A 15,882-nucleotide genomic window follows, 5' to 3' on the forward strand; every position below is an offset into this window, starting at 1 on the left:
AATAAGCTTAAACATGGCATCGAAGAGCAGAAGTTTCTTCATCTGGGGAAGGTGTATTTCCTTCATGAGCTAATAGAGACGGGGGAGCTGAATGAAGCGGAGCTCTATACGAGTCTGAAGAAGTTTTATTTCTCAAGCTGCAAAAAGATTGTAGCTGCAAGAATCCCCATCTATCAGACACAATTAAAAGTAAAACCCAAGGTGATTGAAGTCATAGAGTCAGAAAACAAATGGGGAAGCTGCAGCTCCGCCAAGAAGGTATCCTTTAATTATCGTCTGGCTATGGCCCCGATTGAGGTTATCGATTATGTAATCATTCATGAGCTGTGCCATCTGCTGCATATGAATCATGACCGCTCATTCTGGCGTCGGCTGGGAAGTATTATGCCGGATTATAAAGAAAAGCAGAAATTTTTGGAGCTTTATGGATATGCTCTGACCTTTTAATCAGGGCCGGGATAGGCTTGGCTTTTTGTTTAGTTCGGTTTATCTCTTCCTATCTCTATTATAAACTTGCACTTCCCTAGCACTCCCCTTGCTCTCCCTTAGCTCTCCCTTAGCTCTCACTCTTACCATCCACCTATTTACACCTACATACACCTACATATCTGCGCCAATTGAATAGCTCCCCTAAGCGTTTCATCACCATCTATATTCACAAAAAATGATTGTATCCAAAATGCTAAAAAACCTATTGACTTATAGCATCAGTTCCCTTACTATTTCATATATGTTGTATACAACATATATGAATCTGGAATGGAGTGAGTTTTCCTGTGCAGGACCTTAATGGAAAAGTGGCTTTAGTAACAGGATCGACGACCGGGATCGGCAGAGCTGCCGCTGTGACTTTAGCTCAGCATGGAGTAAGGCTTGCCTTGCATGGAGTGGATGAAGCGCGTGGAGCCGATGCTTTGAATGAGGTGCGGCTTCTACAGCCGGATTCCATATTCATTTCGCAAAATCTTTTGGAGCCGGAAGCTCCAGCCCGGATTATCGGACGTATTCGTGAGCAATTTGGAAAGCTGGACATTATAGTCAACAACGCAGCGCTCGTTTGCAGTAAACCTCTGGAGAATATAGAGCACACAGATTGGGACCGCTTGTTTGCTGTGAATGTTAAAGCACCTTTTTTCATTGTTCAGGCGGCATTAGATTTGTTGAAGACAAGCAAGGGTACCGTGGTTAACGTTAGTTCGATCAACCGGCTTGTTAATTGTCCTAACAACTTGGTCTATGATGCTATGAAGGCAGCTCTGAATCATATGACACGCGGCTTATCTTTGGATCTGCGCAGCAGCGATATTCGTGTGAATGCTTTAATGCCCGGGGGAACCACCACTCCATTACTAAATAAATGGTTTGAGCAGCAAAATTACAGCCCCGAAGAAACCCAAAGCTTAATTCAAGGCAAGAAAAATATCGCCACACCTCAGCAAATCGCTGACGGCATCGCTTTTCTATGTAGTGAACAGTCTTCCTGGATTAACGGGGCCGAGATTCCAATTGATGGCGGTTATTTTATTGGCTAAATAAATGTCATTAATGAATGAAAGGAGATACATAAGATGCAGCTTCAAAAATTGAATGTCACCCAAGTCTGGGATCAGGCTTATACCCTGATTAAAGAGCTTATTTTAAGACGGGAGTTTGGTGCGAATCAGAAATTGTCGATACCTGAGCTTGCGGAGCAGCTTGGTATTAGCCGGACGCCTATCCGCGATGCCTTAAATCGGCTGGAAATGGAGGGGCTTGTAAAAACAGTTTCCAAAGTAGGCACATTCGTTGTTGCAATTGAAGAAGATAACATTCTGGATACTTTGGACAGCAGGCTTATGATCGATTATTGGGTAGTCGGGCAGTTGACTCAGGCACCTAAGGAGCAGTATGCGGGCACGCTGCAGAAATTACAACTAAATGTGGAAGAAGCGCGTAGAGCTCTGGAGGACACCGATCCGAATGTATACCTGCAGTCCAGCTTTGATTTGGATTTCCATCTTATTTTCGTAGAGCTTGGGGGCAATAAGAAAAATATTGATATTTATAGAAGCTTGATGCATCATCGCTTTTTGAATATTGCCGGATCCAAATTAACACGTGAAATGCTAAATCGCTCCTTCCAGCAGCATCTGCATATTTATGAATGCATACAGGCCGGTTCCTTTGATGACGCCAAGAAGGCGATTTCTGCACACCTTGAATATTCCAAACAAAATCTGCTTGAAATTATTAAGCAAAGCGGCGGACAAATTTAGCATGATCACGAAAGGATGATCTCGTTATGAAAACAGTAAGCAGCTCGGAGAAATGGCTTCCTCCCCATTGGGCGCTTTGGCAGCGGAAAATTTTTGATATTTTGAATCAAGTTTCGGATGAGTTCGTAGACACCTACACCCGTCCGGACGGGACGTTAATTTGGCGGGATGAATGGCCGGGAATGGATGGTTCGGATGATCCCTACGAGGGCTTCATGAATTTCCCGCTGCTCTATGCCCTAGGAGGCAAAGAAGAGTTAAATCAGGTTTCACGCAAGCTTTGGGATGCCTTCACCTGGCAGTGGACGGAATACGGCCAAATTCATCGGGAATTTGACGCTTATTACGATTGGATGCATCATGGTGAAGCTTCCCTGTATATTTACTTTTTTGGCTTGGCTGATCCTACTATTTTGAAGGACCGCCAAAGAGCCATTCGTTTCGCCGACATGTACACCGGAGACGACCCGGAGTCGCTTAACTACGATAAAGAGAAAAAGCTTATTCGTTCCCCCATCAATGGCAGTCGTGGGCCCCGGTTTCTTCAAACCGCCGAAGATTGGAGCACACACCGCGAGGTTTTGGATAATTATCCCCCTCCCTTTGAGGACATACCCGGCGTGCCCGGCCCCAAGTGCCAGTGGACGGATGACGGCATTTATACCGAAGTTCTGGAACGAATCAACAGCCGTATGGCCAAGGGCGATGTACCGCTTAATCTAACCTCTACGAGCCTGATAACCAATGCTTACATGTACACAGGAGATCAGAAATACCTCAACTGGGTACTTGAATACTTAAATGCCTGGAAGGAACGTACGGAGCAAAATGGTGGCATTACGCCAGACAATATCGGACTATCCGGAGAAATCGGAGAACATATGGATGGCAAATGGTGGGGTGGCTATTATGGATGGCGCTGGCCGCATGGGGCTTTTACGATCATCGAACCGCTCACTATTGCCGGGTGCAACGCTGTCCTTATGAATCAGCAGATGCATCATCTCGATCTGGTCAGATCACAGCTGGATATGCTCTGGGAGCTGCGTCAGGAGCAGGACGGTCAATCCGTGATTCCGCACAAGCATCTGGATAGCGGATGGAGTGATTATCGGCCGATGAATCCGTGGTATCCGCTTTATTGCTGGACAATATCCATGGATGACCGTGACTTGGAACGGATGGAGCGAATTCGCAGCGGAGAAGCCTGGAGCGAGGCTACAGCTAATGTTTCTAAAGGCTTTATTGGCAATCATGGCCCCTGGTATGAATATATTCGTGGCAATAACGCGGACTATCCCGAGCAAATTTTACGCGCAAATTATGAGGTTATTCTAAGTCAATTGGAAAAAATTCGTTCCGAGCAAGGCGACCCAAGTACCTGGGACGTGCACCACTGGCAGCTTATGACTCCAATGATCGTAGAGGGCTTAGTGCAAACTACACTAGGAGCACCCATGCATATTTACCACGGCGGACTGCTTCATACCCGCGTTCGTTATTTTGATGGTCAGCTGAAGCGTCCAGGACTTCCTGAGCAGGTAGCTGCATTAGTGGAAAAGCTGGAAAGCGACTCGACCACACTAACCCTGATCAATCTGGACTTATCCGCAGAAAAGCAGGTCATCATTCAGGCCGGCGGGTTCGGCGAGCACAGCTTTACCCAGGCCGTCATCATGAACCAGAAGCAGGAGGTTCTGCAGGTTGTTGACGTGAACAGCAAATGGCTGCAAGTTGAGCTGGCCCCAGGAGCCGGCGTACAGCTAAAGCTTGGCACGAGCAGATACGTAAATCAGCCAACCTATGACACGCCATGGAATGAGCAGGCCAGTTATGCTTTGACTCTTCAAGGTCGAAATCCTTGAGAAAGAGGCCTGACGGCGTCCTTTGAGGAGCGTGTTTGACACTCGGGTGCGTTGCGGAGGGAATGGATGTGGGCTCCAGCCGCTGTTAAAGATTTGTTCCCTTGAATGGAATGGATGAGGGGGTTGGGACAAATCTTTAAAGGCTGACGCTGACGCTCATCAGCCCCCCTTCCCTCTTCCAACTACAACCGCACGAACACCAAGCTCAAACGGACAGCCAGCAAAGGTTTTTCTCTTGATTAGAGGAGATTTCCTGGAGCAAATAGGCTGGGTATGAAGAATGGCCTCGCCAGTGTTCACAACCGAGAGGAACTACTACTTTAACGATTTTTCTCATCGTTAAGAGCACCAGTTTCTCTCTACATCCTTACTTTAACGATGAAAAACACGCTAATTGAAACATATGCTCAATTCGGGAGAGTCCGGGCTACTCACCAATGTTGTCAGGCACACTCAAGCACATTTGTGGGCGGTTTTTCGCATATATGCTGCCGCTTGGGATTGGGCACTTGACACTCTGATCAATAAAACTCTCTTCTATCTACTTAACTACTTCCTCACAAATAGTACCAGCAATATATCTCAAGCTATTTTCGGTATCATAGTAGTAATACGTAATTAAAATTCGGCCATCGTCGAATTGAACAGCACTCGTATAACCAATGTCAGTGCTGATTCCGTCTTCACGGAGGATGATGTCTTCAGCCTCATTAATCTCGTTGCATTCAGCATCAAGGATAGCTGCCCGTATGCCATAAGGCTCGTGCCGATAGCCGTAGGTCAACAGCACATTGCCGCTTTGCAGACGTACCGCTTGAAACGGGCTTTCCGAATAGAAAGGCCTTGCCTGTGGACGACTCCAGGTTTTCCCGTTATCCAGGGATTCAGAAGTGTACAAGGGACCTCTGTCCGCTTCCTGACCAGGTTCAATCTCCTTCTTATGGGTTCGGATAAACGCGACCAGCTTGCCCGATTCCGTCTGGTACAGATGCGGCTCCTGAAAATCATAGCCATCGCATCCATCAATCGTCGACCAGTTCGTCCACGTTTTACCCTGATCCTCTGTTCGTACAATAACTACTTTTGACGTGCCTGCTCCTTCTACTCCCTCGGTTCTCTCTGCTTCTGCGGCACCATAAAGCGGTGCCAAAATCGATCCATCGTCCATTTCCACGCAGCAGCCCCGCAGCGCAACGAGTTGGTAAGGAAACGGAATCGGTTCATCCCACGTAGCTCCCCCATCCGTCGAACGAATCGAGTATACGCGATCCAGCCGGCCAACCCATTTGCCGAATAATTGATGATCACTAGGTTCTAACTGTGCAACATCAGCAGCATCAAACACTTTCCACATGAAAAAGGTAGCGAATATCGTCCCGTCCTTCAGCAAATTCAGACACGGATCTTGAACCCCGTAAAAAAAATCGTCATAAATAATTTGCGGCCGCTCCCAGGTCTCTCCATTAAGGGATGTCACATACACCGCTTTTGATGTCGGATCGACATGCGTGTTGTGCCCAAAGTTACGCCGCTGATCGGTAGCTTGTCTGAAGCCTACAACGATGGTGCCATCACCTTGTTTAATAGCGCTGGGGAAACAGTTGTAATGCTGATCCTGGCAAATCTCAACGTGTTTGATTACTTGCAATCGATTCATACTTATTTTGCTCCTTTTCATGTTCAAAATGATAGCTGGATGATAGCTGGCCCTGCTATAAGTAGTTTATCACTTTACTGCGCTTTACCTTTATCCTTTTAATGATCCCAGCATGATGCCTTTAATAAAGTAACGTTGTTCCCAAGGATAAGCCAGAATGATCGGACAAATGGATAGGATGGTGATTGCAGAGCGCACGTTGATAAGTCCCAGCCAGGACCCGGTCATCAACCGAATACTCGAAAAGCAATTGGCTAGAGCTGTACTGCTTCTTCTTCGTCAGGACTGTAATCCTGTCTATCAGGCCATTATTCTTTTTTGATGAGAATTTCATTCACATAATCAACAAACTTCTAACTGGTTTCACACCTAAAAAGCAAACTGAAATAATTCGGATTCAAATGCAGGCTGCCGACCACCTCCTCAACACGGATTAATTCATCATAATTTTTGTTAATATATTCTTTGACCCGATATCAGCCCAAGGCATCTTATTCACTACACGCTCTCTTATATTGTGTTCGTCATCAACAACTAGCACCTTATACTTGTACATGCTATCCCCCATAAGGGTATTCAATTTTGTCGACTCCCAGCTTATCGGCCTAAATCTGAAGAAAGTATACTATGTCCGGTGTTTAAAGTCTATACGTTGTCTCTTATTAAGAGGCGTTGTAATTTATTTTTTTTGACTGTCCGTTTAACTCATTCTAAAAGTATTTACCCAGATCTTTACCAACAACTTATACTTTCCAATAAATGAAAAAAAGGCTGCCACTTGGCAGCCTTATCGGCATCAAACTATCGACCCGGTTAGCGTAATGGGGGGCACTTTCTTCGAAAACGCCTACGCCCCGCCTCAATCTACAAAAGACGCTTCAAAATTCGTCGAGGAGATTATGGTATCCCTCAACCAGCCACTGATCTGAAAGTCAAGCACTGAATTCTAGGTTAAACCTTCAAACGTTCTTTCAACTTCTTCTTCGCTCGCTGAACTCGTTTTTTACAAGCCTCCACGGATATTCCAACTTCTTGGGCCGCCTCCAACATTGAATACCTATCCAGAACAATCATTTTAAGCAATTTATAGTCTTCACTATTGGCCAAGTCAGAGTACATAAAATCGACATTCGGGACGTGAGTATCTCCAGGGATGAAGTTTTCATCGAAGTACAAGGAAGAAAATACTTTACTGTTGTGATATGCCCGACTACGAACTTTGTTAGTAATAACATTCTTTAGCGTAATTAATAGCCAACCATTCGGATTGGGGCTAGATAATAATTTGTCGGCTTTAGCACACGCAATTCTGAATGTCTCCTGAACAGCTTCTTCGGCCAGTAAGCGGTCGCTCAGCGGGCTTTGTGCATATGCCAACAATAAATAATACATTTCCATATATAATGCTTTAATGGCGCGACTTTGGTTATTATTTAGCGCTATCTTCTCACCACCTTCTCTTTTACAGTATTCCTTTCTATTTTCGGCATCATTATGTAGTATGGCCTCTTTTGATGGCGAAATCATCGACCTCCGGCGGGAGCTTACTGCATACGGGCAATATGGGCCGCTGTGGAATCCTGCTATGTCTGCTCCATTGTTTGGGAACGCTGACAAATTGAACACAGCATTGGAGGGGCCCCACAGATTGGGCCTTAAGTGTTGGTGTTTGCCTTCATCCTATAAACAACTTAAAAGGAAAACATAACCATTATATAGCAAAAAAGTAATCCGACAAAGGTTGTCTTTCCCTTATGCCTTATCTCCCACTTAAAGTTAGAACGGGTTTGCCGGATAGACTATTTTGGTGCAATTATAATTAATCGATGTAGAGGTTTCGCAACGACTCCTTGAGGCGGATTACTTCGTTACTAATATTGCTATCGCTGTTATTAGTCCCAGAAACAACAGTAGTAATAGATTCTTGATCTGTGTTAGTTGAAGCTAGCGCGGTCCCGGTTAATAAAATTCCAATCAGCGCCATACAAAGGATTAAAACGCCAGCCTTCTTCCGCTTTAAGTCCATGATTGAAGAAATACGATTTTTCATACCTTTTTTCCCTCCATAAAAATTAGTTGATATTGCTGTTTGGAGCTTTGCTCCATTCCTGACAACACCAATAATGGATTCACCATATTGAATTCGCTGATGAAAATCTGCGTTCTGTAAAACCAATGAATCACAGGAGATTTCACATTGTTCCGCTGCCGCTTTTGCCATAAGATAAACTACCGGATTGAACCAATGAAACGCGGTTGCCGTCAGAATCATTGCCTTGTACCAGAGGTCATGCCGTTTGAAATGAATCAACTCGTGCTTTAGAATCAGAGATAATTCATCAATTGAAATTTTAAAAGGAGGTAGTAAAATGACAGGACGGAATAAACCAACGAGCATAGGGCTTGAAACGCTCTCACACACGCTTATCCCAATATGTTTTTTAATTCCCAGTTCCGAGCTTAAATTGTCCAAAATCCCCAAAACCTTCAAATCGGTTACAGGCTCACTCCATCGGCGAACCATCTTCATAAAGCGACCATGCCGCAGAACATGATACAATACGATACTTACAAAACCTAACCCCCAAATCACTGCAAGCACCCACCAAAAAGGGATTGTCGCTCGAGTGCTTACATTATCGCCTACGTCCATAAACGGCATGTCATTAATAATTGATTGCGTTAGAGGGATATCTCGCATTTGCACAGGGAGAAACAATAGGTCAATCCGTGGACGAAAGGGAAATACCCAGCCTGCCGCAACCAGTAACCAAACCATATAATTCCACTTTGCTGCATATCGTTTTGATAGAAGAGGCAGTATTGCCGCATAAACAAGCGTGATCAACGACATAGAAACAGAGCTTTGGAGCAGGTTAGTTAAAAATCCCTGCATATCAATCCCTCTTTTCTTTCAGCCACTTTGCCAGTTGGTCTAGGTCACTGTTCTTTAACTCCTCCCCGGCATACAACGTAGAAACCAAGCTGACGAAGGAATTTGCATGAAAACGCTCCATAAAGTCGCCGGTTTCAAATTTCAAGTACTCCTCCTTGCTAATAAGGGGAAAATAATTGGACATCTTTCCATTTTTTTCAATTCGAATGAAGCCACGTTCCGCTAGCCGAAACATAAGCGAAATGACCGTCTGCGCTTTCCATCCCCTTTCATTTCCAAGCTGTTGCATAATGATATTTGTCGTTAATGGCGTATCTTTGGCCCACACCACTTTCATAATGTCAAACTCCGCATCCGGCAGTTTTTTCATTGTTCAACCCATCAACTCCTTTAAGACGTTTGTCTTAAATATATTCTACATTTGCCTTAAACAAATGTCAAACCTCTTAAAAAAATTTGATAATTGCTGAAAATTTAATCCAACATAAAATCTGGATTGTTATAAAAGAAGCACTATTTAAAAATAGTTGAAGAAACTTGTCCCCAAATCGATATATTAATACATATATGTAATGAAGTGGTAAACCAAGAGTTTAATACTAAATGAAATGGAGGCAACTGGTTATGAAAAAAATGGCTCTCTCGGTATTTTCGATTCTCGCTCTACTCGTCGTCCTCATGGCTCCAAGCTTTGCGCTTGCGAGTGATCAACAGAACTCCTACGCTTCCCTGTCATCGGAACAACTCGCGTATTCCGATCTTGACGCAGCGCCCGAGGAATGGAAAGACGCCATCTTGGATGCTAGGAAGACTATCATTTACAGCACTTCTTGGACTGTTGATGGTCAGGTTTCGGCTGAACTTCCAGATGGAACGAATGAAGAGCTTCCTGAATTTTCGGATCTGTTTCCGGGTTGGGATGTTCCTAAATTGAATGAGGATGTGCGCAATGAAGGATTAGCTCAGGTGGAGAATCAAGAATTCAAGAAGATCCCAGTGGCAAATTATGTAGGTTTTGTCTACCTATTTGAGCCATCGAATACTTCGGCGACACTGCCGTTCTACACCTTTTTCTCAAGCGTCAACAGAGTTACAATGGAAGCTGACTCTTTACCAGGTACAAGTTGGAATGGCGGTTACACGAATATCGACACTGGTGCGGACGTGGGTTATTATAACAACATGTCGTTAGGTGGAAAAATATATCTTACTAACCCAAATTCCAGCACAGCCTATGGGGCTCGGGTGAGTACGTACAGCACAACCGGATATGCGCAAATGAGTGTAGTTGATGACCCAACATAATCTGCCTTCGCTGGTCGGGAAGAGGTTATCCCAAAAGTAGTTATTTCTAAGGAACAGTTATGTTGAACCACACTCTACCTCTTTCATTAAAAAAAAGCGTAAGTACCGGGACTGAAGGAGGTCCTGGAACTTACGTTTTTTTGCTTTTCAGAATAACGATTAACGATGTAAATCCAGCTTGCTTTCTATGGTCTCGCTTGGCTGAATGCACAACTCTCCCTCCCATTTTAACCCGAAATGCTTAGCCAAAACGATATTGTAGACAGACTCAAACCAAGCGTGATATGTCTCCCCTCCTGTACATATTCCGCCCCGCCTAGGAACTTCTCTACTTCCTTTGTAATCACCTGACATATTCGTTCCATATGCTTACTGTAGAATACATCCCAATTCTCATGACAGATTCGTTTAAGTACATTCGTCTCCATCTCTTTGTTCTAACAACTTTTCTGAAATAGGGTACCCCTTAAATTCTATACTTTCTGATTAGTAAAAAAAAACCGGCGCAGCAATTGAGCTGGCCGATCTTCATTTGTATTAATCACCCAAGGGAACTCGGGTCGTAATTCATAAAGAAAAATTCTGTTTCTTTGCGTCTTTATGACATCTGAAGGAAAGGAGATTCAAACATTCTCGACTAAAACTGTTTTCCTGCTTAAGCTAGTGGATTGGATAAAGCTGCACGGATGTACTCATGTGGCCATGGAGAGTACGAGTGTATACTGGAAGCCAATTGTGAACTTAATCGAAGCAGAAGACACCTAAATTTTTAGTTGTCAACGCTCAGCATATGAAAGCAGTACCTGGGCGTAAAACCGATGTTAAAGATGCAGAATGGATTTGCCAGCTCCTTCGTCATGGATTGATTAAAGCCAGTTTCATTCCAGACCGTGCTCAACGGGAGCTAAGAGAGCTTGTTCGGTATCGCAGGAGCATTATCGAAGAACGTCCCCGGCAGCATAATCGGATCCAAAAAGTTCTGGAAAGAGCCAATATCAAGCTGGGCTCTGTTGTTTCAGATATTATGGGCGTTTCATCCAAAAACATGCTTCGCGCGATTGCTGAAGGCATTGACGATCCTGAAGAACTTGCCGGCATGGCCCAACGTACGCTGAAACGGAAGAAGTCTGAACTCGAACTAGCCCTTCAAGGTTACACAAGCCCACATCGATTTTCTAACGGAACAAATGGATATGCTGGATCAAGAAGTTGCGCGGCGTGTAAGTTCATACCAAGAGGACATCGAGCGACTGGATTCAATTCCCCGGCATATCGACACGCATGGCTGAACAAATCTTAACGGAAATCGGTGCAGATATTAAAAACCAATTACCTTGGCGCACTGTATAGACGTACAGCAGCGCGAAAAGGAAGGAAACGAGCAGGAATTGTAGTCGCTCATGCCATGTTAAGAATCTCCTATTACCTACTAACTCGTAAAGAAATGTATGTTGATCTAGGGGAAGACTACTTTGATAAGCAAAGGCGACAGTCCATTGTGCGGCATGCTTTACGCAGACTTGAAGGACTAGGCTACTCCGTTACCATCACTGAACCAGAAGCCTCTTGAATCTATATAAAGCTGTAATAAAAAGATATTCAGGCGCTCTCCCCTTTAAAAAAAATGAACGAGCTGCGTCTTCTTTAGTGCTGCCTTTTTCCATACTTTGGTGCAATGAATCTTCATAGTAGTTTAAATAAATGAAAAATGAGCTGCGGCAATGCAAGCTCCTCAACTATCGTGTCCCGTTAGCTGAGAAGCAAAAAAACGGTGTTTTTCACTATTGTTTCCGTTAATGCAATAATCAATAGTATCTCCAATTCGCCACCTATTCTTATTATGGATTGATCAGTATAGATTGCTCTTGCTCCAACACTTCACCTGGATCAGTTGCATGATAGTTATCTGACGACACAAACGGCACTAAATAGTATTTCTCTGATTGTAAGTCAATTGGTTCATATCGATTATAAAATAGTTCAGGAGAAATAGTGGAAGAGTTTGGTAGTCTTTCAGCCCCAGATTCATTTACAATTTTAAATGTTCTGGCCAGTCATAATAAAGTATCGTTGAAATTGGTGTCACGATTATTTTATCTAAACGAATAGATTGTCCATTGCCAAGCTGTACTTCTTGATTAAAATGAATAGTTTCACTTGTTGTTGCTAACTGTTCAGTTGGAACAGCAATATCAAAAACCCAAGGATTATTAATCGGCATCTCTTGGTCTAAATGATTGTACTCAATATGGAATTGATATTTTCCCCGATAGGTATCTCTGTAATTTCAACATCATTGTAAATTGTATACATAGAATTATTTATTTCTATAGATTGCCCAACGCCATATTGCTTGATAATGAAAGGAATCGCATTCTCATTTTTGTTTTGTATTTGTTGTACAACATTGTTCTCTGTGATTTTCAATTTGTCCACCTCCTTACATGATTATTGGTACCTACAATGTAATACGAAATGAATACGATAAATCTATCACCAAAGAAAAAATAACGTGAATGCTTACTCGTAAATACATTGTCAACACAACGTGTTCGCAAAAAATAGACAATCATCTGATGACTTCTGATTTCTATACTGAGTTACTCCACTCCCCTGCCCGTTAGTTGAGAAGACGACAGCCGTAACACCGGCTGCCGACTTTTCGTATTTATTGCGCTAAAGTTCCTCGTTAGCGTAATCTACGCCCAGAAACTGTTAAACTTATTAGCATAAATCGGTCGATAGTTGAATATAAACAATCCCTCAGTGATCTTATCACTTTTAAGTAAATATAAACACAGAACAAAAAGTCCGCGGTTTGCGCGGACTTCATTCGGACAATGATGTTTTTTCACACCCGCTTTTTATATACCCTCATTGCAAAGAAATAGGCTACGAGCAAAATCCCGACGCACCACACAAGAGCGACCCATATCTCATTGCCCACCGGCTGACCTGACAGTAGCGCACGGATGGCGTTCACGATCGAGGTCACCGGCTGGTTTTCGGCAAAGGCGCGAACGACCGACGGCATCGACTCGGTCGGCACAAACGCCGAACTGATAAACGGCAGGAAGATAAGTGGATAGGAAAACGAACTTGCACCTTCCACCGTTTTTGCGGACAGTCCGGCAATCGCCGCGACCCAAGTTAAGGCCAGCGTAAACAATGCGAGTATGCCTGCTACGGCAAGCCATGGCAGTATTCCCGCGGACGAACGAAAACCCATAATCAACGCTGCGAGAATGATGACGATCACCGTTATGGCGTTGGACACCAGAGAGGTCAGCACATGCCCCCAAAGCAAGGCGGAACGTGAAATCGGCATGGTGTGAAACCGCTCGAATATGCCCCGCTGCTTATCCATAAATAGGCGGTAAGCCGTATAGGCTATTCCGCTTGCGATAGCCATAAGCAGTATGCCTGGCAACAGGTAATTCACATAGTTATCCGTTCCGGTTTGAATGGCACCGCCTAACACATAGACAAACAGCAGCATCATCGCAATCGGAGTGATGCAGACCGTGATGATGGTGTCCATACTGCGGAAAATATGGCGCATGGAACGTCCAAGCATAACGCTAATATCGGTGAAGAAATGATTCTTTGCCGCCTCCATTTACTTTTCCTCCTTTTTGCCGACGATTGCGAGGAATATCTCTTCCAATGTCAGCTGTTTTTCAACATACTCCACCTTTGCGGGTGGGAACAGCTTTTTTAGCTCCGAGAGCGTGCCGCTGGCGATAATCCTACCCTCGTGCAGAATGGCAATTCGGTCGGCAAGCTGCTCGGCCTCATCCAGATACTGCGTGGTTAGGAGTACCGTCGTGCCGCCGTCGGCAAGCTCCTTGACAATCTTCCAAACCTCGATGCGCGCCTCGGGGTCAAGCCCAGTGGTCGGCTCGTCAAGGAAAATGATCTGCGGTTTTCCCACAATGCTCAAGGCGATGTCGAGCCTGCGGCGCATACCACCCGAATAAGTAGACGCCCTGCGGTCGGCGGCGTCTGTCAAGCCGAAGCGTTTAAGCAAGTCGTCCGCAACCTGACGCGGATTTTTGAGGTATCGTAGCTTGGCAATCATGATCAGATTTTCCCGTCCGGTCAATATTTCGTCCACGGCGGCAAATTGCCCGGTCAGACTGATCGCTTGCCGCACATTCTCGGGTTTTGACGCGACATCGAATCCGTTTACAATGGCGGTTCCGCTGTCTTGTTTGAGCAGCGTGGTGAGGATTTTGACAACCGTCGTCTTGCCTGCCCCATTGGAGCCGAGCAGGGCGAAAATCTCACCTCGCTTCACTTCAAAATCGACGCCCTTTAAGACATCTGTGTCCTTGAAAGACTTTCGCAGACCTTTCATTTCAATTGCTTTTTCCATCCCGATATCCCCCCTTTGTTATATCCGTAACCTTTTTCATGGCCTTGTTAACTTCTTGGTCAACAGATTCTTGATAGATGTCAGCGTAAGTTTTTGAATCTTTGATTAGATCGTCGCAGAAAGCCGCTACGTCACTGCCCGTCACTTCGAGCACACCTTTTCCCAAGGCCACGCCCTCTTCAAAAAGATCGATAATCCCCGAGAGCAAACCCGTCCCGTCGGTTAGCTCAACAGGGCCGACCTTAAAGAGATATTTTTGAATCTCTTTATAAACAATCTGATAATCTTGCGGGAGCGCTTTGACACGCGCCACGTGCGCTCGCCACTTTTTTTTGCCTTCGATGATATCTTGTATGCTCATTTTATCCTCCTATTTACCTAATTTTTTTGCGATATTATTGTTGAGTTGCTTGCGCCACTTGTCGCGATAAGACTTTGCCCCTTCTTCGCCGGCCAGCGCTGAACAGAAGCCTTTGATATCGTCACCCAAAACCTCTTGGACACTCTGACCGTCCGCCGCCGTTTCTTCGAGCAGGCCAAGCACACCGTCAAGAATTGGCATGAGGTTGCGACCGGTGAAATCTGAGTGCGGCCAAAGATTGGCATTAATTTTTTTCCATGCCACTTGATAATCAGCCGGCAGCTTTTTGACTCGCGATTCAAAAGTTTTCAATTCTTTAGTCATGTCGCTGCCCGTAATTTTTTCCCAAAAATTCATTATTACTCCTCCTTTAACTCGTTAATTTTTGATGAAACAAACTCCCATTTTGCCCAGAATCGGCGCAGTTCTTCGCGCCCTGCGTCGTTGAGCGCGTAAAACTTACGCGGCGGTCCCACATCGGACGGCTTTTTTTCTATGTCCACGAGCTTATTTTTCTCAAGTCGCACCAAGATGGTGTAGACCGTTCCATCAACAACGTCCGTGAAGCCGAGGGCGTTCAGCCGCCGCGTGATTTCGTAGCCGTAGGTTTCTTTGCGGCTTATAATTTCAAGGACGCAGCCCTCAAGCGCGCCTTTGAGCATTTCCGTTAGGTTTTCCAGCACAATCACCCCTTGCTATTCTGTATGACTGGTATGCAGTGTTACTTACTACTGCTATAAAGTAACACGTAGTAGATGGTTTGTCAATAGCGTTTTGCTCTGACACGGATTTTACATGTTCAACTATCCTGCCCGTTAGCGTAATAAAAACAAGGAGCAACTGCCGCGGCAACTGCTCCTTGTATAGTTCAACTAATGTACCCGTTAGCTTAATCATTAATTTTCATAACAAGTGGGCTCATTTCTTTCAGTGTAGCACGCCCCCACTGACCTACAAACTTACAATAACTATCGGAGTCATGCATTTGTAGGCCACATAGACGATCGTCATGGTCCAAGCTACCTTGGGGAGTGATTGTTGAGCATTTACCATTCATTGAGATGATTACCGATTGATATTTTGCATAATTGCGCTGTAAAGAAAATCTGCTAAATCCTCATTGCCATATTGATTAAAGTAGCTTTTGAATCGTGCATCGAATTTG

The 15,882-nt window shown here is 44.6% G+C and carries 16 protein-coding genes and 2 pseudogenes; 7 read left to right on the top strand and 11 right to left on the bottom strand.

Features of this window, described 5'->3' with window-relative positions:
- Positions 1 to 21 precede the first annotated feature (21 nt).
- The 4 genes and pseudogenes from J2Z66_RS02265 to J2Z66_RS02280 all read left to right on the top strand — a co-directional run.
- Positions 22 to 447: pseudogene (locus tag J2Z66_RS02265) on the top strand (M48 family metallopeptidase); the annotation flags it as partial.
- 329 nt (positions 448 to 776) lie between these two features.
- Positions 777 to 1,532 carry an SDR family NAD(P)-dependent oxidoreductase gene (locus J2Z66_RS02270; protein ID WP_209969424.1) on the top strand — a complete coding sequence of 252 codons (756 nt, stop codon included), beginning with the start codon at positions 777 to 779 and terminating at the stop codon, positions 1,530 to 1,532.
- 36 nt (positions 1,533 to 1,568) lie between these two features.
- Positions 1,569 to 2,255 carry a GntR family transcriptional regulator gene (locus J2Z66_RS02275; RefSeq protein WP_209969427.1) on the top strand — a complete coding sequence of 229 codons (687 nt, stop codon included), beginning with the start codon at positions 1,569 to 1,571 and terminating at the stop codon, positions 2,253 to 2,255.
- Between the two features lie 26 nt (positions 2,256 to 2,281).
- Positions 2,282 to 4,120, top strand: a complete 1,839-nt coding sequence (locus J2Z66_RS02280) for a DUF8034 domain-containing protein (RefSeq protein ID WP_209969429.1) — start codon at positions 2,282 to 2,284, stop codon at positions 4,118 to 4,120.
- A gap of 541 nt (positions 4,121 to 4,661) precedes the next feature.
- Here J2Z66_RS02280 and J2Z66_RS02285 read toward each other — a convergent pair.
- A complete protein-coding gene (locus J2Z66_RS02285; protein ID WP_209969432.1) occupies positions 4,662 to 5,777 on the bottom strand; it encodes a sialidase family protein in 1,116 nt (371 codons plus the stop codon).
- 157 nt (positions 5,778 to 5,934) lie between these two features.
- Here J2Z66_RS02285 and J2Z66_RS02290 point away from each other — a divergent pair, with 157 nt between their 5' ends.
- Positions 5,935 to 6,099: a hypothetical protein gene (locus tag J2Z66_RS02290; protein ID WP_209969435.1), complete on the top strand. Its 165-nt coding sequence runs from the start codon at positions 5,935 to 5,937 to the stop codon at positions 6,097 to 6,099.
- 629 nt (positions 6,100 to 6,728) lie between these two features.
- Here the strand turns inward: J2Z66_RS02290 and J2Z66_RS02295 are convergent.
- The 3 genes from J2Z66_RS02295 to J2Z66_RS02305 form a co-directional block, all read right to left on the bottom strand.
- A complete protein-coding gene (locus J2Z66_RS02295) occupies positions 6,729 to 7,304 on the bottom strand; it encodes an RNA polymerase sigma factor (protein ID WP_209969438.1) in 576 nt (191 codons plus the stop codon).
- 292 nt (positions 7,305 to 7,596) lie between these two features.
- Positions 7,597 to 8,673 (bottom strand): M56 family metallopeptidase, encoded by a 1,077-nt coding sequence (locus J2Z66_RS02300; protein WP_209969440.1) that lies wholly within the window; start codon positions 8,671 to 8,673, stop codon positions 7,597 to 7,599.
- Between the two features lies 1 nt (position 8,674).
- Positions 8,675 to 9,043, bottom strand: coding sequence for a BlaI/MecI/CopY family transcriptional regulator (locus J2Z66_RS02305; protein WP_209969442.1), 369 nt, complete (start codon positions 9,041 to 9,043; stop codon positions 8,675 to 8,677).
- A 233-nt stretch (positions 9,044 to 9,276) separates the two neighbouring features.
- Here J2Z66_RS02305 and J2Z66_RS02310 point away from each other — a divergent pair, with 233 nt between their 5' ends.
- Complete coding sequence (locus J2Z66_RS02310; protein WP_209969444.1) at positions 9,277 to 9,978, top strand: hypothetical protein; 702 nt, start codon at positions 9,277 to 9,279, stop codon at positions 9,976 to 9,978.
- 579 nt (positions 9,979 to 10,557) lie between these two features.
- Positions 10,558 to 11,548, top strand: a pseudogene (locus J2Z66_RS02315) (IS110 family RNA-guided transposase).
- A gap of 459 nt (positions 11,549 to 12,007) precedes the next feature.
- Here J2Z66_RS02315 and J2Z66_RS02320 read toward each other — a convergent pair.
- The 7 genes from J2Z66_RS02320 to J2Z66_RS02350 form a co-directional block, all read right to left on the bottom strand.
- A complete protein-coding gene (locus J2Z66_RS02320; protein ID WP_209969447.1) occupies positions 12,008 to 12,199 on the bottom strand; it encodes a hypothetical protein in 192 nt (63 codons plus the stop codon).
- Between the two features lie 8 nt (positions 12,200 to 12,207).
- Positions 12,208 to 12,405, bottom strand: a complete 198-nt coding sequence (locus J2Z66_RS42400; protein ID WP_245375197.1) for a hypothetical protein — start codon at positions 12,403 to 12,405, stop codon at positions 12,208 to 12,210.
- 424 nt (positions 12,406 to 12,829) lie between these two features.
- Positions 12,830 to 13,597 carry an ABC transporter permease gene (locus J2Z66_RS02330; RefSeq protein ID WP_209969450.1) on the bottom strand — a complete coding sequence of 256 codons (768 nt, stop codon included), beginning with the start codon at positions 13,595 to 13,597 and terminating at the stop codon, positions 12,830 to 12,832.
- The gene (locus tag J2Z66_RS02335; protein ID WP_209969453.1) at positions 13,598 to 14,356 is read right to left on the bottom strand and encodes an ABC transporter ATP-binding protein; all 759 of its coding nucleotides are present in this window, start codon (positions 14,354 to 14,356) and stop codon (positions 13,598 to 13,600) included.
- Positions 14,340 to 14,717 (bottom strand): DUF1048 domain-containing protein, encoded by a 378-nt coding sequence (locus J2Z66_RS02340; protein ID WP_209969455.1) that lies wholly within the window; start codon positions 14,715 to 14,717, stop codon positions 14,340 to 14,342. Before J2Z66_RS02340 ends, J2Z66_RS02335 begins: the two co-directional genes overlap by 17 nt.
- Before the next feature lie 9 nt (positions 14,718 to 14,726).
- The gene (locus J2Z66_RS02345; RefSeq protein ID WP_209969458.1) at positions 14,727 to 15,074 is read right to left on the bottom strand and encodes a DUF1048 domain-containing protein; all 348 of its coding nucleotides are present in this window, start codon (positions 15,072 to 15,074) and stop codon (positions 14,727 to 14,729) included.
- A 2-nt stretch (positions 15,075 to 15,076) separates the two neighbouring features.
- Positions 15,077 to 15,397, bottom strand: a complete 321-nt coding sequence (locus J2Z66_RS02350) for a PadR family transcriptional regulator (RefSeq protein ID WP_209969569.1) — start codon at positions 15,395 to 15,397, stop codon at positions 15,077 to 15,079.
- Between the last annotated feature and the right edge of the window lie 485 nt (positions 15,398 to 15,882).

This window comes from Paenibacillus eucommiae (genome assembly GCF_017874215.1).
Classification (GTDB): domain Bacteria; phylum Bacillota; class Bacilli; order Paenibacillales; family NBRC-103111; genus Paenibacillus_AI; species Paenibacillus_AI eucommiae.